The organism is Pseudomonas sp. NFX183, assembly GCF_047943075.1.
Lineage (GTDB): Bacteria > Pseudomonadota > Gammaproteobacteria > Pseudomonadales > Pseudomonadaceae > Aquipseudomonas.
Genome location: NZ_CP181333.1, coordinates 49,795 through 74,963, shown reverse-complemented (window position 1 = coordinate 74,963; position 25,169 = coordinate 49,795). Strand labels below are relative to the sequence as shown.

The 25,169-nt window shown below is 58.6% G+C and carries 21 protein-coding genes and 3 pseudogenes; 11 read left to right on the top strand and 13 right to left on the bottom strand.

The features are described 5' to 3' along the window. Positions 1–28: 28 nt before the first annotated feature. The 3 genes from ACM530_RS00375 to ACM530_RS00365 all read right to left on the bottom strand — a co-directional run bounded on the left by ACM530_RS00375 (position 29) and on the right by ACM530_RS00365 (position 3,484). Positions 29–931, bottom strand: a complete 903-nt coding sequence (locus tag ACM530_RS00375; protein WP_145166157.1) for an ABC transporter permease — start codon at positions 929–931, stop codon at positions 29–31. A 9-nt stretch (positions 932–940) separates the two neighbouring features. After that, positions 941–1,858 (bottom strand): ABC transporter permease, encoded by a 918-nt coding sequence (locus ACM530_RS00370; RefSeq protein ID WP_416364033.1) that lies wholly within the window; start codon positions 1,856–1,858, stop codon positions 941–943. A gap of 105 nt (positions 1,859–1,963) precedes the next feature. Continuing rightward, positions 1,964–3,484 (bottom strand): ABC transporter substrate-binding protein, encoded by a 1,521-nt coding sequence (locus ACM530_RS00365; RefSeq protein WP_145166158.1) that lies wholly within the window; start codon positions 3,482–3,484, stop codon positions 1,964–1,966. A 183-nt stretch (positions 3,485–3,667) separates the two neighbouring features. Between ACM530_RS00365 and ACM530_RS00360 the strand changes: the two genes are divergently transcribed. After that, a complete protein-coding gene (locus tag ACM530_RS00360; RefSeq protein WP_145166159.1) occupies positions 3,668–4,585 on the top strand; it encodes a LysR substrate-binding domain-containing protein in 918 nt (305 codons plus the stop codon). 115 nt (positions 4,586–4,700) lie between these two features. On the opposite strand, the gene ACM530_RS00355 is transcribed toward ACM530_RS00360, so the two are convergent. Together ACM530_RS00355 and ACM530_RS00350 are read right to left on the bottom strand one after the other, a co-directional pair. After that, the gene (locus ACM530_RS00355; RefSeq protein ID WP_242193620.1) at positions 4,701–5,522 is read right to left on the bottom strand and encodes an IclR family transcriptional regulator; all 822 of its coding nucleotides are present in this window, start codon (positions 5,520–5,522) and stop codon (positions 4,701–4,703) included. Positions 5,523–5,680: 158 nt separating this feature from the next. Next, positions 5,681–7,012: an MFS transporter gene (locus tag ACM530_RS00350; protein ID WP_416364032.1), complete on the bottom strand. Its 1,332-nt coding sequence runs from the start codon at positions 7,010–7,012 to the stop codon at positions 5,681–5,683. A gap of 61 nt (positions 7,013–7,073) precedes the next feature. On the opposite strand from ACM530_RS00350, the gene ACM530_RS00345 reads away from it, so the two are divergent. Next, complete coding sequence (locus ACM530_RS00345; protein ID WP_416364031.1) at positions 7,074–7,358, top strand: hypothetical protein; 285 nt, start codon at positions 7,074–7,076, stop codon at positions 7,356–7,358. Further along, positions 7,351–7,554 (top strand): annotated as a pseudogene (locus ACM530_RS00340) (FAD-dependent monooxygenase); the annotation flags it as partial. The gene ACM530_RS00345 and the pseudogene ACM530_RS00340, both read left to right, overlap by 8 nt. Before the next feature lie 173 nt (positions 7,555–7,727). On the opposite strand, the gene ACM530_RS00335 reads toward ACM530_RS00340, so the two are convergent. The 5 genes and pseudogenes from ACM530_RS00335 to ACM530_RS00315 all read right to left on the bottom strand — a co-directional run bounded on the left by ACM530_RS00335 (position 7,728) and on the right by ACM530_RS00315 (position 14,145). After that, positions 7,728–9,527, bottom strand: a complete 1,800-nt coding sequence (locus ACM530_RS00335) for a sigma-54-dependent Fis family transcriptional regulator (RefSeq protein WP_145166163.1) — start codon at positions 9,525–9,527, stop codon at positions 7,728–7,730. Between the two features lie 116 nt (positions 9,528–9,643). Continuing rightward, positions 9,644–10,534 (bottom strand): transporter, encoded by an 891-nt coding sequence (locus tag ACM530_RS00330; RefSeq protein WP_416364030.1) that lies wholly within the window; start codon positions 10,532–10,534, stop codon positions 9,644–9,646. A gap of 68 nt (positions 10,535–10,602) precedes the next feature. Next, a complete protein-coding gene (locus tag ACM530_RS00325) occupies positions 10,603–11,727 on the bottom strand; it encodes an NAD(P)-dependent alcohol dehydrogenase (protein WP_369302640.1) in 1,125 nt (374 codons plus the stop codon). Positions 11,728–11,746: 19 nt separating this feature from the next. Continuing rightward, positions 11,747–13,219 (bottom strand): benzaldehyde dehydrogenase, encoded by a 1,473-nt coding sequence (locus ACM530_RS00320; protein WP_416364029.1) that lies wholly within the window; start codon positions 13,217–13,219, stop codon positions 11,747–11,749. Between the two features lie 191 nt (positions 13,220–13,410). Beyond that, positions 13,411–14,145 (bottom strand): annotated as a pseudogene (locus tag ACM530_RS00315) (LysR family transcriptional regulator). Between the two features lie 178 nt (positions 14,146–14,323). On the opposite strand from ACM530_RS00315, the pseudogene ACM530_RS00310 reads away from it, so the two are divergent. The 8 genes and pseudogenes from ACM530_RS00310 to ACM530_RS00275 form a co-directional block, all read left to right on the top strand. Beyond that, positions 14,324–14,567: pseudogene (locus ACM530_RS00310) on the top strand (enolase C-terminal domain-like protein); the annotation flags it as partial. 48 nt (positions 14,568–14,615) lie between these two features. Further along, complete coding sequence (gene catC, locus ACM530_RS00305) at positions 14,616–14,906, top strand: muconolactone Delta-isomerase (protein ID WP_416364028.1); 291 nt, start codon at positions 14,616–14,618, stop codon at positions 14,904–14,906. Positions 14,907–14,966: 60 nt separating this feature from the next. After that, entirely contained in the window at positions 14,967–15,872 is a 906-nt protein-coding gene (gene catA, locus ACM530_RS00300; RefSeq protein ID WP_416364027.1) for a catechol 1,2-dioxygenase, read from the top strand. Positions 15,873–15,966: 94 nt separating this feature from the next. Then, a complete protein-coding gene (locus ACM530_RS00295) occupies positions 15,967–16,935 on the top strand; it encodes an AraC family transcriptional regulator (RefSeq protein ID WP_416364026.1) in 969 nt (322 codons plus the stop codon). An 85-nt stretch (positions 16,936–17,020) separates the two neighbouring features. Next, positions 17,021–18,397 carry a Rieske 2Fe-2S domain-containing protein gene (locus ACM530_RS00290; protein WP_145166170.1) on the top strand — a complete coding sequence of 459 codons (1,377 nt, stop codon included), beginning with the start codon at positions 17,021–17,023 and terminating at the stop codon, positions 18,395–18,397. Beyond that, positions 18,394–18,882, top strand: a complete 489-nt coding sequence (gene benB, locus ACM530_RS00285; protein ID WP_145166171.1) for a benzoate 1,2-dioxygenase small subunit — start codon at positions 18,394–18,396, stop codon at positions 18,880–18,882. Before ACM530_RS00290 ends, benB begins: the two co-directional genes overlap by 4 nt. A 10-nt stretch (positions 18,883–18,892) precedes the next feature. Next, positions 18,893–19,924 carry a benzoate 1,2-dioxygenase electron transfer component BenC gene (gene benC, locus ACM530_RS00280; RefSeq protein ID WP_369302635.1) on the top strand — a complete coding sequence of 344 codons (1,032 nt, stop codon included), beginning with the start codon at positions 18,893–18,895 and terminating at the stop codon, positions 19,922–19,924. 1 nt (position 19,925) lies between these two features. Next, positions 19,926–20,687: a 1,6-dihydroxycyclohexa-2,4-diene-1-carboxylate dehydrogenase gene (locus tag ACM530_RS00275; protein WP_416364025.1), complete on the top strand. Its 762-nt coding sequence runs from the start codon at positions 19,926–19,928 to the stop codon at positions 20,685–20,687. Between the two features lie 187 nt (positions 20,688–20,874). Here the strand turns inward: ACM530_RS00275 and kdpF are convergent, their stop codons facing one another. The 3 genes from kdpF to ACM530_RS00260 form a co-directional block, all read right to left on the bottom strand. Next, the gene (gene kdpF / locus ACM530_RS00270) at positions 20,875–20,973 is read right to left on the bottom strand and encodes a K(+)-transporting ATPase subunit F (protein WP_053255293.1); all 99 of its coding nucleotides are present in this window, start codon (positions 20,971–20,973) and stop codon (positions 20,875–20,877) included. 1,211 nt (positions 20,974–22,184) lie between these two features. Beyond that, entirely contained in the window at positions 22,185–23,348 is a 1,164-nt protein-coding gene (locus tag ACM530_RS00265; RefSeq protein ID WP_178119759.1) for a catalase family protein, read from the bottom strand. Beyond that, positions 23,345–25,153, bottom strand: coding sequence for a di-heme-cytochrome C peroxidase (locus ACM530_RS00260; protein ID WP_416364024.1), 1,809 nt, complete (start codon positions 25,151–25,153; stop codon positions 23,345–23,347). Before ACM530_RS00260 ends, ACM530_RS00265 begins: the two co-directional genes overlap by 4 nt. Between the last annotated feature and the right edge of the window lie 16 nt (positions 25,154–25,169).

The following is a 25,169-nucleotide window of genomic DNA, read 5'->3' as shown; positions in this document are numbered from 1 at the left end:
CGGTACCCTCTTTAGTTACGGCCGTCTATCAGTTACGGCCGTCGGGCAGGATCAGATCGCGCAGGCCGTCGCCGACCAGGTTGATGCCTAGCACCAGAATCATCAGGGCGACGCCGGGAATGGCGATGACCCACGGGGAAAAGAACATGTAGGGTTTGCCTTCAGCGATCATCAAACCCCAGGACGGCGTCGGCGGCTGCACGCCGACCCCGAGGAACGACAGTGCCGACTCCAGCAGGATCGCGTGGGCCATTTCCAGCGTCGCGACGACGATCAGTGCACCGACCAGATTGGGCAGAATTTCACTGACCAGAATACGCAGGGTCGAGCAGCCAAGCGCCTGGGCCGACGCCACATATTCAGCATCGCGAATCTGTTGCACCGAAGCCCTGACCACCACCGCGAAGCGATCCCATAACAGGCAGCCGAGCAGCACGATGACCACTTTCAGTGAGCCACCCATCAGCGAGGCCGAGGCCAGTGCGACCATCACGACCGGCATCGCCAGCCGGGTGGTGATCAGGTAGCTGATAAACGCATCGACCTTGCCGCCGTAGTAACCCGCCAACAGGCCCATGACTGTGCCGATAAAGCCGGAAATCAGCGCCGCCGCAATGCCAATGAACAGTGAAATACGTGCGCCGTAGAGCAGTCGCGACAGGTAATCACGGCCCAGCTTGTCGGTGCCAAGGACGTATTCCCAGGTGCCGTGGGCCATCCATACCGGCGGTTTCATGCGCAGCATCACGTCTTGCGCATAAGGGTCGTAAGGGGCCAACCACGGCGCGAACAGTGCGCCAGCGAAGATGATCAGCAACAACACCGCGCCGATGGCGAAACCACGATGACGAAAGCTCTTGCCAAGTACTCGGCTCAGGCTGCTCGGTGGTGGCAGGTAGTCATTGATCGTGAGGGTAGTGGGGGTGCTCATGTAAGCCTCCTAGCGCACGCGAATGCGCGGGTCGAGCAGTGCGTTGAGCACATCGGCCAGCAAGGTGAGGATGATGTAGATCACCGCAATCAGCAGGACCACGGCCTGTACCACCGGGAAGTCGTCACGGGCGATGGCGTCCCAGGCGAGTTGCCCGATGCCTTGCAGGGAAAACACGGTTTCGATCACCACCGAACCGCCGAGCATGAAGCCGAACTCCACCGCGGCCAGCGCGACTACCGGAATCAAGGCGTTGCGCAGTGCGTGCTTGAACAACACGCGGGCAGGGCGCAGGCCCTTGGCGCGGGCGGTGCGGATGTAATCGGAACTGAGCACATCAAGCATGCCGGCGCGGGTCAGCCGCATGATTGCCGGAGTCGCGTAGTAGCCCAGGGCAATGGCCGGCATGACGAAGTGCAGCAGGGTCGAGTTGCCGGACACCGGCAGCCACTTGAGCGTCACCGCGAACACCACGATCAACATCAGCGCAAACCAGAAACTTGGCATTGCCTGACCCAGCACCGCAATGCTCAAGGCCAGTCGGTCAACCCAGGTGTCGCGTTTGACCGCGGCCAGCACGCCCAGGGGAATTGCCACCAGCAAGGCGATGCCCAATGCCATGGCGCCCAACCCGAGGGTAATCGGCAAGCGGCTGGCGACGAGGTTGTAGACCGACTCCTGAAAGAAAAATGAATTGCCCAGGTCCAGCCATAGCAAATCGCCCAGCCAGTTGAAGTACTGGGTCGGTAGCGGTTTGTTCAAACCGTACTGCACGCGGATCTGTTCGATCTGTTCGCTAGTGGCTTCCGGTCCGCCAATGGCAGTGGCCAGGTCGCCGGACAGATGCAAAAGAGAAAAGCTGATCACCGACACGGTAATGGCAACGCAAATAGCGATGCCCAGACGGCGCAGAAGGAATCCAAGCATGGCGAGTTTCCTCATATCTATTGGGTGACATGTGTGAGGACGTGTCTGTGGCAGGGACGAGTCCAGGCGCTACGGCACCTTTGGATCAGTCCGCCAGCTTGCGCATTACTTCCACGTGGACTCGACGAAACGCGGCAGCTCATCCGGGTACGGGGTGAACGCGAGTTCGGAGGTGTAGGCGTAGTTCATCGAGTAGTTGAACAGCGGCGCCCAATAGGCCTGTTCGCTGATGCGCTGCAACGCCTTGCGGTAGTTGTCCTTGCGCACTTGCGGGTCGAGGGCATTGTCGGCGGTCTGCAACCAGCCCTGGACTTGTGGGTCCTTGATGTTGTCGTCCGGGTTGCCCTTGAACCAGGTACCGGCCGACGCCGAGGTGTCGAGGATCGAGAACGAGCCCCAGGCCTGAAACGACATGGGTACCTTGCCACCACGTTGCTGATCGCGCAGGGCGGCGTACTTCAAGTAGCGCAGCTTGGCGTTGATGCCCACGGCGCGCAGGTTGCCGATGATGGCTTCGACGTAATCACGGTCGCGATAAGCGAAGATTTCTGTCTCGAAGCCATTTGGGTAACCGGCTTCGGCGAGCAGCGCCTTGGCCTTGGCCGGGTCATAGTTGTAGACCGTGGCTGCGGTAGTATCGCAGCCGAACTGGCCTGGATAACAGGCAACCTGCAGGGGTTTGGCTTCGCCACCCACCAATTGCGTGGCCAGCGCATTGCGGTTGATCGCATGGTTGATGGCCTGACGCACCTTGAGGTTCTTCATCGGCGAGTTTTCAGTGGAGGTGCCCCGAGCATCAAGAATCAGGAAGCCGATGCGCATGGTTTCGCCGCTGGTCACGGTCAGGTTCGGCATGCCTTTGAGGTCGACTGCCTGATCCGGGGTGACACGCCAGGTCCAGTCGACACCATCGGTCATCAGCTCGGCCAGGCGGGTTTCCGCATCCGGGATCACCCGGAACTTGAGGTGGCTGATATGTGGCTGGCCTTGTGGGCTGTCCGGGAAGTAGTCCTTGTTGATCTCCATGGTCACGCCTTCGCCGGCCACCACCGACACGGCTTTATACGGCCCGGTGCCAATGGGCTTGCGACTGAATTCGGCCAGGCCGACCTTCTCGAAATACTGCTTGGGAAACATCGGAACGGCGTTGGACAGGTATTCCAGTGCGGGAGGGAAAGGCTTCTTCAAATGCAGGCGAACGCTGTAGTCACCGGTTTTTTCGGCGCTCTTGATCCAGTCTACGTTTTGCACGGTAACGACTTTCGCTTCGGGCGACACCACGTAGTTGAGGGTGAACACCACGTCGTCGGCGGTGAACGCATCACCGTTGTGAAATTTGACGCCTTTGCGCAGCTCGAAGTCGATGGTGGTGTCGTCGACCTGTTTCCAGCTGGTGGCCAGCATGGGTTTGTATTCGCCGCTTTTGGGATCGCGGTAGATCAGGTTGTCCCAGATCAGCCGGCCGAGAATCACACCTTCGCGTAAATCGTTGTGATAGGGACTGATGTTTTCAGGCTCGCTGTCTGAAGCGTAAACCAAGGTGTCGTTGGCTTTACCGGCATGAGCCGGAAAACTGATGATGATGCCCATCAGCGCAATACTGCAGGCGAAACCTTTGATGCCCATGCCGTCGTCTCCGTTGGCGAGTGTGGTTGAATCAAAGGGCAGCGGGTCGCAAATGCGTAAGGAGGATGAAAGCTCAAGCAAGGTTTTTTTGGTCTGGACACGAATGTAGGGAAAGGCTATCAATGCCACAAGAATAATATTTCGATACTTCCTTTGCCGAAAAGGCAACCCTTGGGGGCGCCGATGCAACTGTATGGCGTGCAGTCCACAGCACTGCGCTATTTTCTCGAAGTCGCGCGATGCGGGTCGATCAGCGAAGCCTCATTGCGGCTGAATGTAGCGGCATCAGCGGTGAGCCGACAAATTTCCAAGCTTGAGGTGGCTCTGGATGCCAGCCTGTTTGAGCGTCGTGCCCGGGGCATGGTGCTCAGCGAGGCGGGGGCGCGATTGGCGGCATATGCGCGCAAGTCGCAGCTTGAGGCCGAGCAGGTGGTCCTGGAAATTACCGAGCTGCATGGCTTGCGGCGGGGCCATGTGCATGTTGCTTGCTCGGAAGGATTTGCACTGGAATACATGCCCAGGAGCATCAGCGCGTTCAGGCGTGAGTATCAGGGCATTCATTTCACATTGGAGGTCTGTGCGCCTGCGCAAGCAACTGAGAAAGTTCGTTCCGGCGAAGCCGATCTGGCGATGACCTTCAGCCTGACGCCGCAAAAGGAAATCAAGGTTGAACATGTCCTGAGCGGGGCGATTTTCGCCGTGGTCTCCAATTCTCATCCCTTGGCCGGGCGTGAAGCGGTCACCCTTGCCGAGTTGCAACCCTGGCCCATTGCGTTACCCAAGGCTGACACCACCATACGGCAGCTGTTTGACATCTGTTGCGGCGTACAGGGGTTGTTGTTCGACCCGGTGTTGACCACCAATTACGTTGCCGCGCTCTACAGCTTCGTCCGCGAAGAAGGCGTTATCAGCCTGGCCAGCGAAATGACCTTGCACAAGCAGGTGGCGGACAAGGCGCTGCAATGCGTGCCGATCCTTGATGAAGGCATGCAGGCACGCCGCATCGAACTGCAGAGCATGGCTGGGCGCAATTTGCCGGCAGCGGTTTCAGCGTTCAGGGATTTTTTGATTGCTGAGCTGGTGAAAGCCAAACGTCGCTGAACACCATCAGTAGGGCGTTGCCGCCGAGTTCAAGGGCAACGCGATTGATGGGTTGGCCGACCGTGGCGATGCGTCCGGTGTTACGTCCCTCATCCGTAGATGACCTGCGCACAGGTCAGTCCAGAAGTTCTGCTCTGTGCGCCAGTGCGGTCATGAGTTGTGAAAGATTGTCGGCAAGGGTGAGGATCTGCTGGCCTTGCACTTCATCCTGTTCGCTGTCGCGTTGCGAGGTCGGGCGCACGCAACTGATGCTACCCACGACTTTGCCGTCGCCATCGAATATGGGCGCCGCCAGGCCGAAGACGTCAGCATCCACTTCGCTGATGCTCAGCACATATCCCTGGCGGCGCAGGCGCTGCAGCGAGCGTCGGAATTGCTCCCACGTCTTACCCAGGTTGCTGGATTCGACATCACTCGGGTTTTCCAGAAATATCCGGCTTTGGTGTCGCGAGCCCATATTGGCCAGAATGACTTTGGAAGTGGCGCCCATGAACAACGGTCTTGGCGAACCTCGTGAATAGCTCACCTGATTGGACAGATTGCCGGTTTGATGGACGCAGACCACTTGATCCTTGAACGATCGGCACACCAGCCATGCTTGCTCGGCGCCCCACTTTGGAAAGCTGGGCTCGAGTGCATGTGCGGCACGAACCAGCGGATCACTGACGCGCAGTTGGCGATCCCAAGTGATGATTCTCGCGCCCAGAGCGTAGCGCCCGGCCTCTACCTGAAACAGCAAATTGGCCTCGGCCAGTTCACGTACGTAACGGTAGGCGGTGGAGCGTGTGAACCCCAGCGCATTTCCCATCCCATCGACCGTCCAGATTGGATGGCGCTCGGTAAACAGGTCCAGGATTCGCAACATCCGCTCCAGGCTGGAGCCTTTGCTGTCAGCCAGGTGCTCGGTGTTGTCTTCGCAATCAAACGGTTTTTGCATGTCAGCGCTCGTCTACATTACTGGTGCGCAGGATACCAATTCGCTCGATTTCGATTTTGACGATATCACTCGGCTTCATCCAGGCCGGGGCGGCCGGCCGGAATGAACTGGAGGGGAGCACTTTGCCAGGGCTGGCAATAACCGGCAGAAAGCCGATTTCACTCAACCCCAGGCGGGCAGGTCTTTGAGCGCATCAGCGCCCGTTCGCTTTGTGAGCGTGTTGGTTGTTGCTTGCTTGCGGGGTCCAGTCGCAGCAAGGTAATCGCCGTCAGCGCGATGGCGCCCGGGATCAACGCTGCGATGAGGATCTCTGTCAAAACCCAGCCGGCCGCCAGCATCAAGCCTCCGCAAACAGGCCCTGTAATGGAACCCACGCGCCCGACGCCTAATGCCCAGCCGATACCTGTGGAGCGTATTTCCTGTGGGTACAACTCGGCGGCTAAAGCGTTAAGACCGGCCTGCGCGCCCTGTACCAGAATGCCCAGCGCCAGCATCGCGGGGAAAAGCGAATAAAGCGAAACCGGCAATTGGCTGAGCGCCAGCACGACCGCCAGGTAGCCCATGAACTCGAGGGTCAGCACATTGACCGAGCCCCAACGGTTCATCAGCCAGCCTTGTATCACTGAGCCGATCACACCTCCCAGGCTGAACAGAATAATCGCGCGGATCCCCATGCTTAGCGGTGCATGGGCTGCCACCAGCAGTGTCGGGATCCAGCTCATGATGAAGTACAAAATCAGCAGGTTCATGGCGTACGGCAGCCAGAGCAACAGCGTGCGACGCCACATGCCGGCGGTGAAAAGACGGCTCAGGGAAGTAGAGGAGGTTGCCTGTTGACGCGCACGGCCAAGGCTGGCGGGCAGTTCAGCGAGATCGGGTGCGAGCCGCTTGATGATAGCGCTCAGGGCAGGGCGACTGCCGGGCTTGCGACTGAGGAACTCAACCGACTCCGGAAGCCGCCGTGCCACGACGCCGGCGACCAGCAAGGGCAGCGCGCCACCAATCAGGAAAAGGTTTTCCCATCCCCAGGTGGCGAGGAGTTGGTCGACCGTCAAACCTGCCAGCATCGCGCCCAGTGGCATGCCACAGAACAGCAGTGTGACGGCACTGCGCGCATAACGCCGTGGGCTGTATTCAGAGATCAGCGCCACCAGGTTGGGGATCGCGCCGCCGAGACCTATACCGGTCAGGAAGCGCACGACCAGCAATTGCGGAACGCTGTTAACAAAAGCGGTCAGTAACGCGAATGTGCCGAACAACAGGATCGACAACACCAGAATCTTCTTGCGCCCCAGGCGGTCCGCCATAGGGGCAAGTAGCAGGGCGCCGAGCATCAAACCCAATAAACCTGCCGCGAACACCGGGGCCAGGGCTTGGGGCGTCACGTTCAAGGTCGAAGCCATGGCCGTCACCAGGAATCCGACGATCTGGGTATCGAACCCGTCAAGCACTGCAACCAGTACGCAGAGGGCGAGCAGCTCCCACTGCAAGCGACTGACAGGCCGGGCGTCCACTACGTCGCAGAGGATATTGCTGGGGGTAGGTGTGTGCATGAACGTACCTCTTATTGTTTTTATTGTCTGGGGCAGGCAGGTGTCCTCGACTACGGCCAAATCTATTACTAAGCAAAAATCCTGTAAAGACAAAATACTGCAAAATCCCAAATTGCAGGAAATATGTAGTTTTTTATTTGATGGCTCGACCGCGCGCGCCGTTCTTGGCGTGATCTGCCGCATCGGGCTGTTGCCCGAAGAGGGAACGGTGTGGGAGTTGGCCCTGGTTATCGTGCTCTATAAATGCGAGCCAAAATCTTCACTCGGTTTTGAGGCGCGTTGAGGAACAGTGCATTCCTTCGCCCACCCTTTGGGCACTCCATGATGTGGACGAACTTTCTGGGTATGTCCATGGACGCGTAGCTCTGATTGGCGATGCTGCTCACGCCATGTTCCCCCATCAAGGTGCAGGCGCAGGGCAGGGACTTGAAGATGCTTGGTTTCTCGCACGCTTACTGGCTGATCCGCAGGTTCAAAGCAGGTCACGAGGGGCGTTGGTGCGGTAACCCAACGACACCAACACGCCTAAAATGAGTGGAATGAACGTAGATCGTGATACCGCAGTTTTCTTCGTTTACACCCAATCTATTTAAGTACCATCTCGTGGTTCGGACCTGCTGGAGTTTGCATTTCCCAGGCCGCAAAAGCGTTCTCATCCGCGCCCGTACTTTTTCTTGTACAAAGTCGTCCTCGATATGCCCAACTGTCGAGCTGTGGCACTTATGTTGCCGCCATTAACCTGCAAAGCACTTTCAATTGCGCGTTGCTGCGTCTGCCTCAGATCCATCGGCGCTTTTGTAGGCGGTGGCGCAACCGACAGTGATAAGCCCTCAAGCATAATCATCATGTCATTGCCTGCAAGGGCACTCGCCAATCGAAGGGTTTGCTCTAACTGACGAATATTTCCCGGCCAGGCCTGTTCTTGCAGTGCCAGCAACGCATCTGGATGCAGTGGTGGGGCGTCGAAACGCTGGCGCAGCCGTTCCACTAATACGGCAAAATCAGTGCGCTCACGCAGCGCCGGTAGGGTAATAGCCAGGCCATTGAGGCGGTAATACAAATCTTCGCGAAACGCCTTGTGAGCGATGCGTTCAGCCAGATTACAGTGGGTGGCGCTGATCAGTCTGACGTCCAAGGGGGTGCGCACGGCGCTACCCAGACGTGATATTTCTCGCTCTTGAAGCACCCGTAGCAGGCGGGTTTGAAGGGCGAACGGCATGTCGCCGATCTCGTCCAGCAGCAAAGTGCCGCCGTTGGCGGCGGCAAGTTGCCCAGCGTAGCCACCTTTGCGTGCACCGGTGAAAGTGCCTTCGGCATAGCCGAAGAGTTCGGACTCAATCAGGCTTTCCGGAATTGCGGAGCAATTGATCGCAACGAAGGGCGCTTCAGGATGCAAATGCTCGTGCAGCGCACGAGCGAAGACTTCCTTGCCGGTGCCGGTTTCACCCTGCAGCATAATCGGCACGCCAGCGGCGAACGCCTTGTGTGCTTGTGCCAGTTGGCGGTTAACAGTGGGGTCTGTGCCCATAGGGGTCGACAATTGCGGACTTGAGACGATGATCTTGGATTCCGGTAACAGCATCTTGGCGTATAAACGCGAGCCATCCGTGAGGGTTAGCTGTTGGGCGTGCTCCGCGCTGGCAACGGTTCGGGTTTCAAACAACTGCTCGATGTGGCACTCGATTGGGGCGAATTGCTCTAACCCCAACAGGCGTTGTGCGGCGCGATTGGCGTTACAAATACGCCCTCTGGAGTCGATCGCGATCAGTCCTTGCAACGGGGTGCCCAGCAGACGCCGATCATGCTGGAGAGACAGGATCTGGCAGTTCTTTAGCGTGCCAAATAGCAGATTTTCAGCTGCCATAGCGGCATGGCTCAGTTGCTCCAGGACCGCTGCAATCTGCCGTTCGCCAGTGCCCGTGATATCAAGCCCGCCGATGAAATCCCCGTTCAAGCCGCGAATGGGGACACTTGCGCAGAATATGTTGCCGAAGTCGTTGAGATAATGCTGGTTGCCAATCAGCACCGTCGGGGCACAGGTGGCAATGGTGCAACTGGGTGCCGTAGTTCCGAGATCCGCCTCCTGGATTCGCCGACCGACCTGCAGCTCGCGTAGAGGTCCATATAACTCAGGCGCCTGCCTGGCGTGGACGATAACCCCTTGCGGGTTGACGCAGAACAATGTCCACGAGGCCCCACCTATTTGCTGCCATAACCGATCGATCTGAGGCCCGACATACTCAGCCAGTGAACGATCGTTGTCGTTCAGCGGGATCAGGCTCTCAGGGCCCGCGCGCCAATGGTCTGACGGCAGCAGGCCGCTTGCACGTGAGCGAAACCACGATTCGGCTACGACGGGGGGAACCAGACCGACAGGCAAGTCTGCGCCTTCACTGAAGCGCCTACGGGCATGGAAAAGGCGTTGCTGGTCGACCAAGGCGTGGGCATCCATTAAAGACACCTCTAATAATTATAGGGATTACTGCTCGGACCACACAGCATAGGCAGGGCCCGCGATAGCCACTGATTTATACCCAACGACCAGCAAGGTCAATATCTGCATAACAATCAGAACACCAACAGCGCACGCAAATTAATACCAACGTCCTCCTGAAAGCCACCGACAGCTCGCACGTCGTGGGTCAATTGCGCGCTAAGTTGGACGGTGCGTCCGACCATCTGTTGAAACTCCATTCGTACCTGCTGAACCTCGGTCTTCTGCCCTGTGTAATCACCGTCCAGATATTGCTTACCGCCGATGCTGGCGCTGTAGCCGAGGGCCATGCGCTGCGTCGGATTAAAGTCATAGCGCAGATTGCTCTGCACCTGGTAGGTGGGGTCCTGTTTGAGCGTCTGATTTCCAGTGCCTGCATTAGCGTTGTGACCATAGGCTACGACATCGCCGTACAGCTCCATGCCCAGTTTGCCCCACAGCGGTTCGACCCAGCCCAGCTGCAGGTCGCCTTTGTAACGGTTTTCGCCCAGGTTCAGCGCGTCGTGACGATCGTAGTTGCCCCAAGGCAGGTAGAGCAAAGGTGTAATGCCGAAGTAGCGACCGCTGACGCCGGCCTCTGGCTGGTTAACCAACCAGAAGGTCGCGCCCAAAATAGGGTCGGCCAAGCCACTGGCACTGCCCAGCGCATGCCCACCGATACGCGCGTCGTAGACATGTCCAAACGGCAGGAGAATCTGTGGGTCGACCGTGATTCCGCCAATCTCGGTGAAGTGGATCAGACGCAGGATGCTGATATTGGATTTCAGGCTGGTCTGACGTCGGCTGTCTCCGGCCCCGTCCGTATCGTAGCGGTCGGAATGACTGTATTGCTGATACCAGGCCGCGACACTGGTGCCAGCGGGAAGGGCTGTATAATCGCCAACATTGACGTCGACTGCCCAGGCGGGGGTGGAACTCAGGGCGAGCGCGATGGCGCCCACGTAAACGCGAGATATAAGTCGCATGTTCGACTACCTTTCTTGTTTTTATTTGCGTGATATGGCCCGGAGCATCACTGCCCCGGGTCAAAAGGTTATGGCGCGATGCGAATGATCGGCTTGAGCGTTATGCCTTTCTCGCTGTCCTCAGCGGCCTGGTTGATCTCGTCGAAGCGGTAGAATTTCACCAACTTGTCGAAGGGAAAGCGCCCCTGCAGATAGAGGTTCACCAGTTCCGGGATGAACTTCTTCGGCACGCTATCGCCTTCGACGATGCCGCGAATGGTCTTGCCACCCAGTAGCAGATCATTGACGTCGAACTCGGCGGTGGTGCCTAGCGCGGGGGCGCCAACGACGCCGAGGCTGCCGCGACTGCCGAGTGCATCGACGGCTAGACGCAGCACCGCCGGACGCCCCGTAGACTCCAGGGCAAAATTGACACCGCCGCCCGTGATCTCGCGGATGGCCGCTACCGGGTCAGTGTCCTTGCTATTGATGACATGGGTCGCACCCAACTCCGTGGCCAAGGTCAACCGTGACGGCACCACATCCACGGCAATGATGGTGGTGGCGCCCGCGACCCGTGCAGCGAGTACTGCGCTCAGGCCCACCGCCCCCCCGCCAAACGCGGCGAAGCTGCTGCCGGGGGTGACCTTCAGCGAGTTGATTACCGCCCCGGCCCCGGTCTGGATCCCGCAACCGAGCGGGCCGAGCAATTCAAGCGGTGCTTGGCGACTGACTTTGATCGCGTTGTTTTCACGACTCAGTGCAAAGCTGGCAAACGACGATTGGGCGAAAAAGTGATCGTTCAGACGGGATCCCGCCTCATCCTGCAACGCGCTGCCGCCCTCCGGATCGCCACCACTGAAGTTACGGCCAAAAAACTCCTGGCAGTAGGACATGTGCCCGGCACCGCAAGACAGGCATTGGCCGCAATAGCCGTAGGTGAGCACGACATGGTCGCCCACTTGCAGGCCCTGGACAAGCGGGCCCACGGCCTCGACGATGCCTGAGCCTTCGTGGCCCAGTACCGCCGGTAACGGCACGGGGTAGTACTGGTCGCGGACGATCATATCGGTGTGACACATGCCGGTGGCAACGATACGTACGAGTACTTCATCGCCCCGCGGTTCTCGAATCCGCGCATTTTCCAGCACGAAGGGCGCGCCTTTACCACGGGTAATAGCAGCAGTTATGGGGCGGTAGACTTGGGTACTCATTATTTTTATTCTCCTGGTTTTAAAGCGGATAAGCCGGTGCTTCACCTTTAACGGTGAGCCACTGCCATTGTGTGAATTCTTCCCAATTGGCTGGCCCGCCAATACTGGTCCCGTTGCCGGAGGCGCCCACGCCACCGAACGGATTAACCACTTCGTCGTTTACTGTCTGGTCGTTGATGTGCAGGAGGCCGACTCTAAGCTGCTCGCCTAGCTTCAGCGCACGGCCAACGTTCTGAGAAAGAATGGCGGCCGACAGTCCATACTCGGTGTCATTGGCCAATTCGATGGCCTCGGCATCAGTGTCAAACGGCACGACCACGGCCACAGGGCCGAAAATCTCTTCGTGAAACGCCGGGTTGTCGCGGGTCACACCGCTGAGTACGGTGGGTTTGAAGAACAGTCCCTCCGATGTGCCTCCTGCCGCCAGCGTCGCACCTGCCTGCACGGAGGCATTGACGACATGCAGCGCATGGTCACGTTGGTGCTGATTGATCAAAGGCCCCAGATGTACCTGCCCACTGGCGGGGTCGCCAACCACAAGGCTGTTGGCCTTGGCCACCAACTTTTCCAGCAGGCGCTCGTAAATGCCTCGTTGCACCAGCAGGCGGCCCGTCGACATGCAGATTTGCCCCTGATGCAGATAGACGCCCCAGGTGGCATTGGCCAGGGCCAGCTCCAGGTCGGCGTCGTCCAGCACAATAAGGGCGTTTTTTCCGCCCAGTTCCAAGGAGACTTTTTTCAGGTTGCGGCCCGCGGCCTCACCGACCTTGCGACCGGCACCGGTGGAGCCGGTGAACTGAATCATCGCCACGTGCGGATCGCTGGTGAGCGCGGCGCCGGCTTCCGCTCCTCCTGGTAAAACGTGCAACAGGCCCATCGGAAGACCTGCCAATTCGAAAATCCGGGCGATGACAAAACCGCCGCATACCGCCGTACGTAAGTCGGGCTTTAGCACCACACCGTTGCCTGTCGCCAGGGCTGGGGCGACCGCGCGGATGGCCAAGTACAAAGGGAAGTTGAACGGCGAAATAACCCCGACCACGCCTAGCGGTCGACGGCGAGCAATGCTTAAACGCCCAGCGCTTGAGGGCAACACCTCGCCTTGGCTTCGAGATGGCATGGCCGCGCTCTCATGGAGCACCTTGATGCTAAGGCTAGTTTCAAACTCCGCCTTGGGCCGCGTGGAACCACTTTCCTGAATCAGCCATTGCACGATGGCCTCAAAATTGTCCTCTGCGGTTTTTGCAGCCCGGCGTAGTACGGCCGAGCGCTCGTCGTAGTGCAATTGGAACCATGCGCTTTGCGCGAGGCTGGCCGCCTGGGCTGATTGCGCCACTTGGCGGGCATCAGCGCAGGCCAGGCTACCGAGCGTGTGGCCCGTCGCCGGTTCCAGCACATCTGCAGAGCTGGCCGTCGTCGTCCAAGTGCCCGTGAACAGCCTGTTATTCCACAGCGCCGCAGGGAGGAGATCACTTTGTAATTCGCTGCTCATATCGAGGGTGCCCTTGTCAGACCTGATTCGTGGGTGTGTGGTCATCTGACAGCAGGGGACGTGCCAAAACGATACTTAAATCGCAACTTATTGTTTTAAAAGGAAATTATTAAAATAAGTTTTACGTCTTACCGATCCACTGTTCAGAATCTGGACGCTTCGCTATGGGCAGGCGTCCATTTTCTGAACACTCAAGCCAACTCAGAAATTCCAAGCAATTCCAGGCACGCCTTCAATACGGTCGATTTATCGCCTGCCCGATAACTGACGACGATTGGGGAGCTCACGCTGGCATCCAGCAGCGGTGTGTAGCCGATGTCGTCTCGGTGCAGGCGCTGCACCGAGGCAGGCACCAGCGTGATCCCCACGCCCGCGGCCATCAACCCAATTGCAGTCTGCAGCTCGTTGGCCATTTGAGCCAAATGGATGCTTAAGCCGCGCAGGGCAAATACCCTCAAGCACATGGTCGGCATAACTTGGACGGGGGCTGCCGGGATAGAGAATGAAAGGTTCAGCGGCCAATTGCTGAAAGCTCACCGGCGCGCCCAACAGCGCATGCCCGGCGGGCAATGCTGCAACCAGCGGGTCTTGGTGAACCACTTGCTGAGTAATGGACGGAGCATCGAACAGTAAGCGACCGAAGCCGATCCCTAGCCACCGCTTGCTGCCCGATGCGACACGGCGGGTGTCCTCGCACACGCGCTCGAGTTGAGCAAGCAACAAGTTGGAGTGCTCCTGAAAAAACGCCCGGCCTCGGTCAATCGCAGGGGCCGGCTGGGGTCGAGTAACGGCACGCCAATCTCGCATTCCAGTTGCTGGATCTGCTGACTCAACGGCGGCTGGGCGATGTGCAGTTCTTCAGCCGCGCGGGTGAAATTCAGGGTGCAGGCCAGCACCCTGAAGTCACGCAAATGGCGCAGTTCTATGATACCTCCAAGGTATGGCGAGAGACTTATTCAATATTGGACGGGCCATTTAGCGGAGGTCAATCTTTGATGAAGAACAAATAGAATGCACACGGAACGCTCATGACTGCTATCACCATCGAACGCTTCGATACCCATATTGTGGTTCGCACCGCTGCTGACCGGCCAGAATGCCAGCGCCAGCGTGCGCGTCGATATCAATCAGGCCTGGAGTGAAGCGGTGGCAGTACGCGCTTGCCATTTGCTGGCCGATGCTGGGGGCGAGATTGTCGCGCCATGACCGGGCTGGCGTGGTGCGTCTGAGTGCCCATAGTCCTATTCCGTTGAGGGCGGATGAGGCGATTGAGTCAGTGCCTGACAGCTTTGCCTTGGCCCAGATGGGCGCCGCCTCGATCTTTGCCCTGAAGATTGCCACGTATGGCGCGCTTTGCCCGCCGCTGATCATCTTCAAATAAACAGGAATCCACGCCATGCTTTTTCAGGTACGCATGACCGTCAAGCTACCTACCGACATGCCAGTAGAGAAGGTGAATAAGCTCAAGGCGGATGAAAAGCAATTGGCCCAGCACCTGCAACGAAAGGGCATCTGGCGACATCTCTGGCGCATTGCTGGGCTTTACGCCAACGTCAGCATCTTCGACGCTCCGGATAATCAAGCGCTGCACGATACCCTGATGCAGTTGCCGCTTTACCCGTTCATGGAGGTCGACGTCACAGCCCTGTGCCGACATCCATCTTCGATCCACACCGACGACCGCTGAGTTCATCCAGTCAGCGACACGTAAATCGACAAAAACAATGAATTGATGAGGGTAAGTACCATGATCGTACGTATTTCCCAAACCGCTGAAGTGCAGCAATTTTTCGAAGGCGCAGCGGGCTTTGATCAACCGGCTGGCAGTCAGCGAATGAAGAACGTGGTGCATCGCGTGCTGAATGACACCATCAGGATCATCGAAGACCTACAGATCACCCCCGAAGAGTTCTGGAAGGCCGTCAATTACCTCAACGATCTTGGCAACCGTCAGGAAGCCGGGTTACTGGTCGCAGGCCTGGGGCTTGAGCATTGCCTTGACCTGCTGATGGACGCCGAAGACGCGCAGGCCGGGCATGTCGGCGGCACCCCACGCACCATCGAAGGTCCGCTTTACGTGGCTGGCGCTCCCCTGTCGAAGCACTACGCGCGGCTGGACGATGGCCAGGATTCCGGCACGGTATTGTTCATGACCGGTCAGGTTCGCGGCACCGATGGCGCGCCGCTGAGCAACTCCACCGTCGACGTTTGGCACGCCAACACCGGGGGCACGTACTCATACTTCGACCCCTCGCAATCGGAGTTCAACCTGCGCCGTCGCATCCAGACTGACGCCGAAGGCCGCTACCGCTTCCAAAGCATCGTGCCGTCCGGCTACGGTTGCCCGCCAGATGGCCCGACCCAGCAATTGCTTGACCAACTGGGGCGCCATGGTCAGCGTCCGGCGCATATTCATTTCTTTATCTCGGCGCCTGGCCATCGTCACCTGACGACGCAGATCAATCTGGCTGGGGACAAATATCTGCACGACGACTTCGCCTACGCGACCCGAGACGAGCTGATCGCCGAGATTCGTTTCACCGAGGATGCCAACGGTCCGCGTGCAGATATCGAATTTGACTTTGTTTTGCAGCCGACCGCCGCGGCGGAAGATGAACGTCGGCATGAACGGGTAAGGGCATTGGAAGTCTGATCAGTCATTGCCGCCCGAGCCTGCGTAGCGTTTGCTGGCGGGGGCTTTGTGGCTTCTATCAGGCCTTGCATAAAAGAATAAGAGAGGCGCAGACATGACCGTGTTTTTGACTGAGCGCAGTCAGATTTTCGACCGCGCAGATGCCTATGCAGTGTCCGACTACGTTAACCAGCATGTGGGCAGTCACCATATTCGGCTGCCGCCCAAAGGCCACCCCCGGGCGAGTATCAGCCATCGCAACTTTTCGAGTCTGGACTTGTGTCGCATCAGTTATGGAGCCCCGGTGCAGGTCATTTCTGAGGCGCTGGAGACGATCTATCACTTGCAGATCCTACTTCACGGTCATTGTCGATCGGTAGCCTGGGGACGGGAGCAGATTTTCCGTGCGGGCGAGGTCTTGCTGATCAATCCGGATGACCCGGTCGATCTGACCTATTCCGCCGACTGCGAGAAATTCATCGTCAAATTGCCTGTCAGGCTGCTCGAAAACGCCTGCCTGGAGCAGCACTGGGTGCTTCCCCAGCAGGGCATTCGTTTTGTTGCCGAGCGCCATCAACTCAGTGCAATGAGTGGCCTTTTACAACTGCTGGGTTTGATTTGCCACGAGGCCGAGAACACAACGCAAGGTGAGGTTCAGGCGCTGTACGAACGGATTGTCGCGAACAAACTGCTGGCGCTATTGGGCAGCAACGTTTTGCGGGTTGTCCCCCGAACTGAAGGCGGCGGCGGATTTGATCGGGTGCGACAGTTCATCGAAGAGCATCTGACCGAGGACATCAGCATCGAACAGCTCATGGTCGTGGCGCGGGTCAGCGAGCGTTCGCTGTATAAATTGTTCGAGCGTCAGGTCGGCCTGTCCCCCAGGGACTACATGCGCCAGTGCAAGCTGGAACGGGTGCATACAGAGCTGCAAATGGCAGCCGCGCGAAGCGTCACCGAAGTTGCGCTTGATTATGGTTTTCTGCATTTGGGGCGCTTCTCTGAAGCCTATCGCAAGCGTTTTGGCGAACTGCCTTCGCAGACCTGGCGGCGCCAGCGTCAGCAGGTTGCGCCAGGCGGATAGTGATTTGCAGTCATCGGATATTGTTGGGGTAGGCGAGCACGTAGGGTGAGGGGGCCTGATACAAGAATAACCGAGGGCCTACCCCATGATCAGCACTCTCGACAGACTCGCCCGTCAACTCAGCGAATCCGTTCAGGAAGATCCCGCTACCGGGGTTTTCCGTTGCCGCCGTGACATCTTCACCGACACCGAACTGTTTGCGTTGGAGATGAAGCATATTTTTGAAAGTGGTTGGGTGTACCTGGCGCATGAAAGCCAGGTGCCAGAAATCAACGACTACTTCACCACCTACATCGGTCGTCAGCCCGTCGTTGTCACTCGCGACAAGCAAGGGGCACTGCACGGGCTGGTCAACGCCTGCGCCCACCGCGGCGCTATGCTGTGCCGCCGCAAGCAGGGCAACAAGGGTTCGTTTACCTGCCCGTTCCACGGATGGACCTTCAGCAACGCCGGCAAGCTGCTCAAAGTAAAAGACGCCAAGACCGGTGCCTACCCCGACAGCTTCGATTGCGACGGCTCTCACGACCTCAAACGTCTGGGCCGTTTCGAAAACTATCGCGGCTTTTTGTTTGGCAGCCTCAACGAAGCGGTTCCGGAACTGAGTGATTACTTGGGCGAAACCCGGGTCATCATCGACCAAATGGTCGACCAGGCACCGCAGGGGCTGGAGGTCCTGCGTGGTAGCTCGTCTTATGTATACGACGGTAACTGGAAGCTGCAGATCGAAAACGGTGCAGACGGTTATCATGTCAGCTCAGTGCACTGGAATTACTCGGCAACCATGGGGCGGCGTAATTATGAGGCCCAGGGCACGCGTGCCGTCGATGCCAATGGCTGGTCGAAAAGTCTTGGTGGCGTGTATGCGTTCGAGCATGGCCACATCCTGCTGTGGACCCGCCTGCTTAACCCCGAAGTCCGACCGGTGCATGCCCATCGTGCAGCGCTCGCCGAGCGCCTCGGGCAAGAACGTGCGGATTTCATTGTTGATCAGACCCGCAATCTTTGCCTGTACCCCAATGTCTACCTGATGGATCAGTTCTCCACGCAGATCCGTGTGGTGCGGCCAATCTCTGTAGATAAGACTGAAGTGACGATCTACTGCATGGCGCCCAAGGGCGAGAGCGCTCAGGAGCGCACAACCAGAATTCGCCAGTACGAAGATTTTTTCAACGTCAGTGGCATGGGTACGCCCGATGACCTCGAGGAATTTCGTGCGTGTCAGACCGGCTATCAAGGCGCGACGACCCTGTGGAACGACCTCAGTCGCGGTGCCAAGCAATGGATCGAAGGCGCTGACGACAATGCCCTGGCCATGGGCATGAACCCTCAGCTCAGCGGCGTGAAAACTGAGGACGAAGGCTTATTTGTGCGTCAGCACGCGTACTGGGTGACCAGCCTGCAACGAGCGATCGAGCTGGAAAAACAGGGCCTGATTGCGACTGACAAGGAGGCACTGTCATGAGCATTTCCCGTGAGAGCCTGCTGGCTTTTCTCTACCGCGAAGCGCGTTTGCTGGATGACCGCCAGTGGGACGAATGGCTGGAATGCTACTCGCCAAAGGCCGAGTTCTGGATGCCTGCGTGGGACGATCACGATACGCTAACGGAGGACCCGCAGAGCGAAATCTCGTTGATTTATTACCCCAGCCGCGACGGCCTGGAAGACCGGGTGTTTCGCATCAAGACCGAACGTTCCAGTGCCAGCACCCCAGAGCCGCGCACTGCACATTTCATCACCAACCTCGAAGTGCTCGCCGAAGACGCCGGGCATGTGGAACTGCGCTTTAACTGGCAAACCCTCAGCCATCGCTACAAGACCACGGATACGTATTTCGGCACCTCGTTCTATCACCTGGATATCAGCGCGCAACAGCCGCTGATCACGCGCAAGAAGGTGGTACTGAAAAACGATTACATCCATCAGGTCATCGACATCTATCACGTCTGAGGACAGACCCATGAAGTATTCCATAGCGCTCAATTTTGAGGACGGGGTGACCCGTTTCATCGACTGCAAAGTAGGTGAAAAGGTGCTGGACGCGGCCTTTCGGCAGCGCATCAATCTGCCCATGGACTGCTCGGACGGGGTTTGCGGTACCTGCAAATGCCGATGCGAAACCGGCGCCTATGACCTAGGTGACGACTACATCGAGGACGCGCTGAGTGAGGATGAAGCGCAAGAGCGGCAAGTGTTGACCTGCCAGATGGTGCCTCAATCAGACTGCGTTCTCGCCGTGCCGGTCCCTTCCAGCACGTGCAAGACCGGCACCGGCCGTTTCTCTGCCAGTATCACCCGCATTACTCGCCATGCCGATGCAGCGCTGGAAGTCAGTTTCGAACTGGATCAGGCGCCGGTTTTCCTACCCGGCCAATACGTCAACATTGACGTGCCGGGCAGTGGACAGACGCGCTCGTATTCATTCAGCAGTCGCCCGGGAGAAAAACACGCGAGCTTTCTGATCAAGCAAGTGCCCAACGGGCTGATGAGTAGCTGGCTGGAGCGCGCTCGGGAATCCGAGGAAGTCTCAATGACTGGACCATTGGGTAGTTTCTATCTTCGTGAGGTCACTCGACCGCTGCTGTTCCTGGCCGGCGGAACCGGGCTTGCGCCGTTTCTGTCAATGCTCGAAGTGCTCGCCGAACGTGATGAAATTCAGAAGGTATCGCTGATCTATGGCGTGACCCGGGATCAGGATCTGGTGATGGTCGAGGCCCTGAAAGCTCTCACTGAGCGCTTGCCCAATTTCAGCTTCGTCACCTGCGTTGCCGACCCTCAGACCTTCCATCCTCAGCAAGGCTATGTCACCCAGCACATGACCGCTGACATGCTCAACGGTGGCAACGTTGACGCGTATCTCTGCGGACCACCACCGATGGTCGACGCGGTGCGACAGTACTTCAAAGATCAGGGCGTCGTCCCGGCCAACTTCCATTATGAGAAGTTTACGCCCAATGCAATTGTTAGCGGCGACGCCGACCGAGGACAGTGAAATGAACCCACGTTTCAAAGCAAAAGTTGCGCTAGTGACCGGCGCAGCCCAGGGCATTGGTCGGCGTGTCGCCGAGCGTTTGTTGGAGGAGGGCGCGTTCCTGGTCGCCGTCGACCGTTCTGAACTCGTTCATGAACTGCAGCATGACCGTGCGCTGACCTTGACCGCTGACCTGGAGCGGCACGCAGAATGCGCGCAGGTGATGGCCACGACCAAAGCGCGTTTTGGGCGCATTGATATCCTGATCAACAACGTCGGTGGAACGATCTGGGCCAAACCCTTCGAGCACTACGCCGAGAGTGAAATCGAATCCGAAGTGCGCCGCTCTCTGTTCCCCACGTTGTGGTGCTGCCACAGCGCGTTGCCCTACATGCTCGAACAGGGCATCGGCGCCATCGTCAATGTCTCATCGATCGCCACACGGGGCGTGAATCGGGTGCCGTATGGCGCAGCCAAGGGCGGCGTTAACGCACTGACTGCCTGCCTGGCGCTGGAAACTGCCGGCAGTGGCATCCGCGTCAATGCTACCGCGCCAGGCGGAACTGAGGCTCCACCGCGCCGTATCCCGCGTAACAACCAACCGCAAAGCGAACAGGAGCGGATCTGGTACCAGCAAATCGTCAATCAAACCATCGACAGCAGTTTGATGAAGCGCTACGGGACCATTGATGAGCAAGCGGGCGCAATTCTTTTCCTGGCCTCGGACGAGGCTTCCTACATTACGGGCGTGACGTTGCCGGTGGGAGGCGGCGACCTAGGCTGACTCAGCGGTAACATCTGCGGATCCCACATATACAACAAAAATAATGAGACTAACGCCATGAAAACTATCTACGTACCTGGTTTTGCCGTAATTAAACTTTGCTATGGTTTTTTTGGTGTTGTTCTATGCACGTCGCAGGATGTATTTGCTAATAATGGCGTGATGTTGCCCGGCTACGGTTCACTCCCTAGAACTTTTCAGCGCGGATGAGGGCGTAGCCTAGGTAAGCGAACAGGCCCACGGCACATAAACCGCTGGCGACATAAATGAAGGTCAGTGTGAGCACGGTGTAACTCCCCTTGTTGAAGAAGCGGGGGGAGGTTATGCGCTTGGGTATCAAGCCCGGGCACTGATTACAGCGGGCGGTATTAAGACGGTATATAGATGAGTGATTGCCGGGCGAACGAAAACAAGGGATAGCCCGGTGTCGGGGTATCCCTTGGAAAACTGGGGTTCTGCTGATTTCAGGGATCAGCTTATTTGGCTTTCTTTTTCTTTTCGCCGCGGGTGGCGAGGTGCTCGAAGCAAAACGCGGCGGTGCCGAAGAGCGCAATCATTGACAGGACGACCATGCCTAAAGTTGAACTTTCCACGATGACTTCCTACGGGTTTTGGGGGTAGGAATTGACGGTAGAGGGTGGGGGGGGGGGGTAGTTGCTCAATAGGGACGACGGAATCGTTATGGGGAAGTTGGGATTTATACGGGTTCTTTACGGGCCGGGGGGGGGGGAGGGTGCATATCCGTTGCTGCGGTAACGGCGGCTGGCGGTTCCGCTCTTACAGCGGGTCACTTTTGGCAAATGCCCGGAATGCCGGCCCAGCCAAAGGTAACCAAAAGGTCTTTGCCCCACCACTCGGTGCCTCGCCTAGGCTCGGCATGCCTTCACTTCGGCCAGCGTGGTTGACGGGGCCTGTCAGATCACAAGCAAGATCAAAAGCAAAAGCACGGCGGCCTGAAAGCCGACCTGAGTGATAGAAGCAAAAGCACAGCAACACACTTCTACCTGATGCACAGAGCTCCAAATGTGGGAGCGGGCTTGCTCGCGAATGCGGTGGGTCAGTCAGCTCATGTGTCACTGGCACACCGCCTTCGCGAGCAAGCCCGCTCCCACAATTTCACCGAGTGCAGCCCGCCAGCACCGCACCGCTTTGATTTTCTGTGGGAGCTGGCTTGCCTGCGATGCAGACACCTCGGTGTATCAGGCATAACCAGTTGATGCCATCGCAGGCAAGCCAGCTCCCACATTTGATTGAGTTCAGCTTCCAAGATCAGGTCGGCTGTCAGGCCGCCTCGGCTCAGCTTCTACCACTCAGGTCGGCTACTAGGCCGCCGTGCTCTGCTTTTGATCTCAGGCACACCGAAGCCTAAGCGAGGTGCCGAGTGGTGGGGCAAGAGCCCTTTGGTTACTTTGGGGCTTTTCCAACGTGACCCGCCGTAAGGGCGGAACCCATACCCGCCATCACCCAAAAAACGGATATGTACTCACCCCCGACACCTCACAAATTACGACTATGCCGATAGTCGCTCACAGCCTCATACACCGCCTTACGCAACCGATTAATCCCCCCAATCGGCCGGTGCGCCTCCAGCCCAAACCACGGATTAAACGACTGGTTGTCACAAGCAAGATTCAACGCCGGGGTATCAAAATCCTGCGCCTCAACCCGCACGGTCGCCACGGTCTCATACGGCGCATCGCTCTCCTTCCATTCAATGCTGGTGTCTTCAATCGGCATGAATTTCTGCGGATTCTGCCGCTGAACCTGCAACACAAAACACGCTGGCACACGGTCGGTCGACAGCTGCTGGCTCAAGGCACTGCGCAGAAAGTTCGGCAGGTCCTGGTTCTGCTTGGGCAACACATACTCAGGGCAACTGAGCGGGTCAGGCGCTACGCGAAACTTGGCATTGGCTGCGCCGAACTTGTAGGGCGACACCGAAAAGTAAGTCGTCTGCGTCGGGCTGGCCGGGGCAGGCGACAGTGTGGCCAGCGCGATAAACAAATGGCGCACCTGCCAGCTGCGCGGGTCTGCCTTGGGAAAGAACGCCAGGACCTTCTTGCCGTCGGCCTGGGCGCCGATGTTTTGCGCGTACTCCGCCACATCGCTGACAAAGAAATTCGGATGGCTGAACATCACGAAATCCTGTTCGGTGCGCGCCTGCTGATCTGCCATCAACTGTTTGCCCGGAACATCCAGCAACTTGATCGCCATGCCCCGCGCATCGCGAATGCTGTCGAATTGCGGATAAGCATTGCCATTGGACAGACGCATCAGCGCCTGCCAGGTTTTGCCCGGCTCGGCGAACACCCCTTGGCGCAATGCCGGGTCAAGATCCGCCACTACGCTGACTTGCGCCTTCACGCAGCCGTGAGCCTTGGCATGCGCATCGCGCAGGTAGCGCGTGCCTTCGCGGTGCTGATCGACGATGCGCACGGCCGTCTGAATGATGCCCTGGGTCATGGCCGCTTCACCGGGCGGGATCTGCTCGTCCGGCGACACCGGGCCGCTGTGCTGCCAGGCAAACCAGGCGGCAGCGATCAGCCAGCCCAGCAGCCCCAGGCCCACCAGCCATAACAGGGTTTTACCCAGAAACGCGCCGAGGCGCAGCCACAGACGCGCGAGCATCGAAGATTCCTTGTAGTCAGATCGGATATTCATGGCAACTGTTGCTCCAGCGGGCCGCCCAGTACTTTGAGGTATTCCAGCAGCGCCCAGCGTTCCTGCGGTTGCAGGCCGCGGCCGATCACGCCATTGCCACGTTGGCCGGCGCGAAACTCGTGGCCGCTGTTGTGATTGCCGGTGATCTTGGTATCGAACAGGAAGCCATTCTTGAACGCCTGCGTTTCAAAGCCCAGGTGGCGCGGGTCGTAGGCGAACGTGCCTTTATAGAAAGTGGTGCTGCGCTCGTCCTGAGGCGAGAGCAATTGGTAGATCGTCGGCACCGAGCCGTTATGCAGGAAGGGCGGCGTGGCCCACACGCCGGCCAGTGGCCGCGCTTTGTAGGCACGCACCTCGCGCACACCGATAGGCAGGCCGAAACCGTCCAGGCCTGGCCGCTCGGCCGGGGTCACGCCGGCGGCGCGGTAGGCGTGGTCTTCGACAAAGGCGGTGACGTAGGCCAGGCCTTGCGCCACCGACATATTGTGCAGGTCCAGCGGCGCGGTCGGCGTGGGGTGCAGTTCGACGTTGAGCCTGGCCAGTTCCGCCGGGTCCCATTGCAGCGCGCTGAGGTCGTAGCGCTGGTCAGCGATGTTGCTGGCGGTGCCAGGGTCGGTGCCGATGTATTCAACGGGGAGCATTTTCAACTGCTGCACCGGGCGGCCATTGACCTGGCTGACGGCGGGCACATGGCAACCGGCGCAGTTCTCGGCGAACAACGCGCGGCCCTGGGCGGCGAGGGGTTTGTCGATGGCGCCGAACAAGTCTTCCGGCCAAGTGGGCGGCTTGAGGCGTTGCAGGGTTTCTTCGATCAGGTTGAGGTCACGCACGCGCACGCTGGATGGGTAGCGTGCTTCGCCTTGAAGGGGCTGACCGGCGCTGTCGAAGAAGTCCAGTGTCGCACCGACGCCGAGGGCTTCGCCGATGTTGCGCGCCATGGGTTGCTGGGCCGAACCGTTCCATTGCACCCAGTCGAAGGTCCAGATATCCCACAGGTGCGGGTAGTCCACCGGAGCATTGGCCACGCGGTAATTGTCCGGCGAGATAGCGTCGCCAAAGCTGGCATTGGCGATGCGGCCAAACGCGTCGGTACGGCCCGGGCCTTCTTCGGTGGGGTAGAGGCCGCGGTGGGTGTCATTCCAGGCGACTTTGAGGAACTGGTTGAGCGACCGTTTGAAGTCCTGACGCAGCTGGCCATGTTCGGCGTCGTATCGATCCCCCAGCACCTGGCGGGCAAAGCGCTCGAATTTCCATGGGTTGTAATAGGTGGCGGCCAGGCTGGCCACCAGTGCCTGGCCGAAGCTGCCGCCGCGCAAGGTGGGCACGCTGGAGGGCAGCACGTGCTGGGCCGAGCCGCCATCAATGCGCAGAGCCTGGCCTTTGAAGTGCAGCTCGCCGGTGTGGCAGGCGGCGCAGGTGATATCCAGGTATTCAACCTTGCTGCCGGCATTCTGATGGCGGGCAAAACCGACTGGCAGATTGCCGGGGTTCTGCGCGGTGGGGACCTGCTTGGGGTCGACCAGAAAACCAAAGCGCGCCAGGTACTCGGGCGTGGCAAAACGCTGTTCGGAGAACGGCAGCTCCAGGGCGGTGAACCAGTCGTAGTGCAGGCCTTTCACTTGAGTGCCCTGAGGCGTGAAGTAGTAGGTCTGGCGATCGGCGGCACTCCATTGATCCTGGTAGCGCACCTGCTGCACGGGCACGTAGTCGGGCAGCTTGGGGTTGATGGTGTAATAGAGCACGACGGCCAGCAGCAGGCCGAGTGCGAGCAATATCAGAAGCAAAACACGGGAAAAAATGCGCAAGATAACTATCCTTGTC

Bases quoted from the DNA above. Each gene is read 5' to 3' on its own strand.
- ACM530_RS00375 (WP_145166157.1), bottom strand. From the start codon at position 931: ATGAGCACCCCCACTACCCTCACGATCAATGACTACCTGCCACCACCG.
- ACM530_RS00370 (WP_416364033.1), bottom strand. From the start codon at position 1,858: ATGCTTGGATTCCTTCTGCGCCGTCTGGGCATCGCTATTTGCGTTGCC.
- ACM530_RS00365 (WP_145166158.1), bottom strand. From the start codon at position 3,484: ATGGGCATCAAAGGTTTCGCCTGCAGTATTGCGCTGATGGGCATCATC.
- ACM530_RS00360 (WP_145166159.1), top strand. From the start codon at position 3,668: ATGCAACTGTATGGCGTGCAGTCCACAGCACTGCGCTATTTTCTCGAA.
- ACM530_RS00355 (WP_242193620.1), bottom strand. From the start codon at position 5,522: ATGCAAAAACCGTTTGATTGCGAAGACAACACCGAGCACCTGGCTGAC.
- ACM530_RS00345 (WP_416364031.1), top strand. From the start codon at position 7,074: ATGAACGTACCTCTTATTGTTTTTATTGTCTGGGGCAGGCAGGTGTCC.
- ACM530_RS00335 (WP_145166163.1), bottom strand. From the start codon at position 9,527: ATGGATGCCCACGCCTTGGTCGACCAGCAACGCCTTTTCCATGCCCGT.
- ACM530_RS00330 (WP_416364030.1), bottom strand. From the start codon at position 10,534: ATGCGACTTATATCTCGCGTTTACGTGGGCGCCATCGCGCTCGCCCTG.
- ACM530_RS00325 (WP_369302640.1), bottom strand. From the start codon at position 11,727: ATGAGTACCCAAGTCTACCGCCCCATAACTGCTGCTATTACCCGTGGT.
- ACM530_RS00320 (WP_416364029.1), bottom strand. From the start codon at position 13,219: ATGAGCAGCGAATTACAAAGTGATCTCCTCCCTGCGGCGCTGTGGAAT.
- catC (WP_416364028.1), top strand. From the start codon at position 14,616: ATGCTTTTTCAGGTACGCATGACCGTCAAGCTACCTACCGACATGCCA.
- catA (WP_416364027.1), top strand. From the start codon at position 14,967: ATGATCGTACGTATTTCCCAAACCGCTGAAGTGCAGCAATTTTTCGAA.
- ACM530_RS00295 (WP_416364026.1), top strand. From the start codon at position 15,967: ATGACCGTGTTTTTGACTGAGCGCAGTCAGATTTTCGACCGCGCAGAT.
- ACM530_RS00290 (WP_145166170.1), top strand. From the start codon at position 17,021: ATGATCAGCACTCTCGACAGACTCGCCCGTCAACTCAGCGAATCCGTT.
- benB (WP_145166171.1), top strand. From the start codon at position 18,394: ATGAGCATTTCCCGTGAGAGCCTGCTGGCTTTTCTCTACCGCGAAGCG.
- benC (WP_369302635.1), top strand. From the start codon at position 18,893: ATGAAGTATTCCATAGCGCTCAATTTTGAGGACGGGGTGACCCGTTTC.
- ACM530_RS00275 (WP_416364025.1), top strand. From the start codon at position 19,926: ATGAACCCACGTTTCAAAGCAAAAGTTGCGCTAGTGACCGGCGCAGCC.
- ACM530_RS00265 (WP_178119759.1), bottom strand. From the start codon at position 23,348: ATGAATATCCGATCTGACTACAAGGAATCTTCGATGCTCGCGCGTCTG.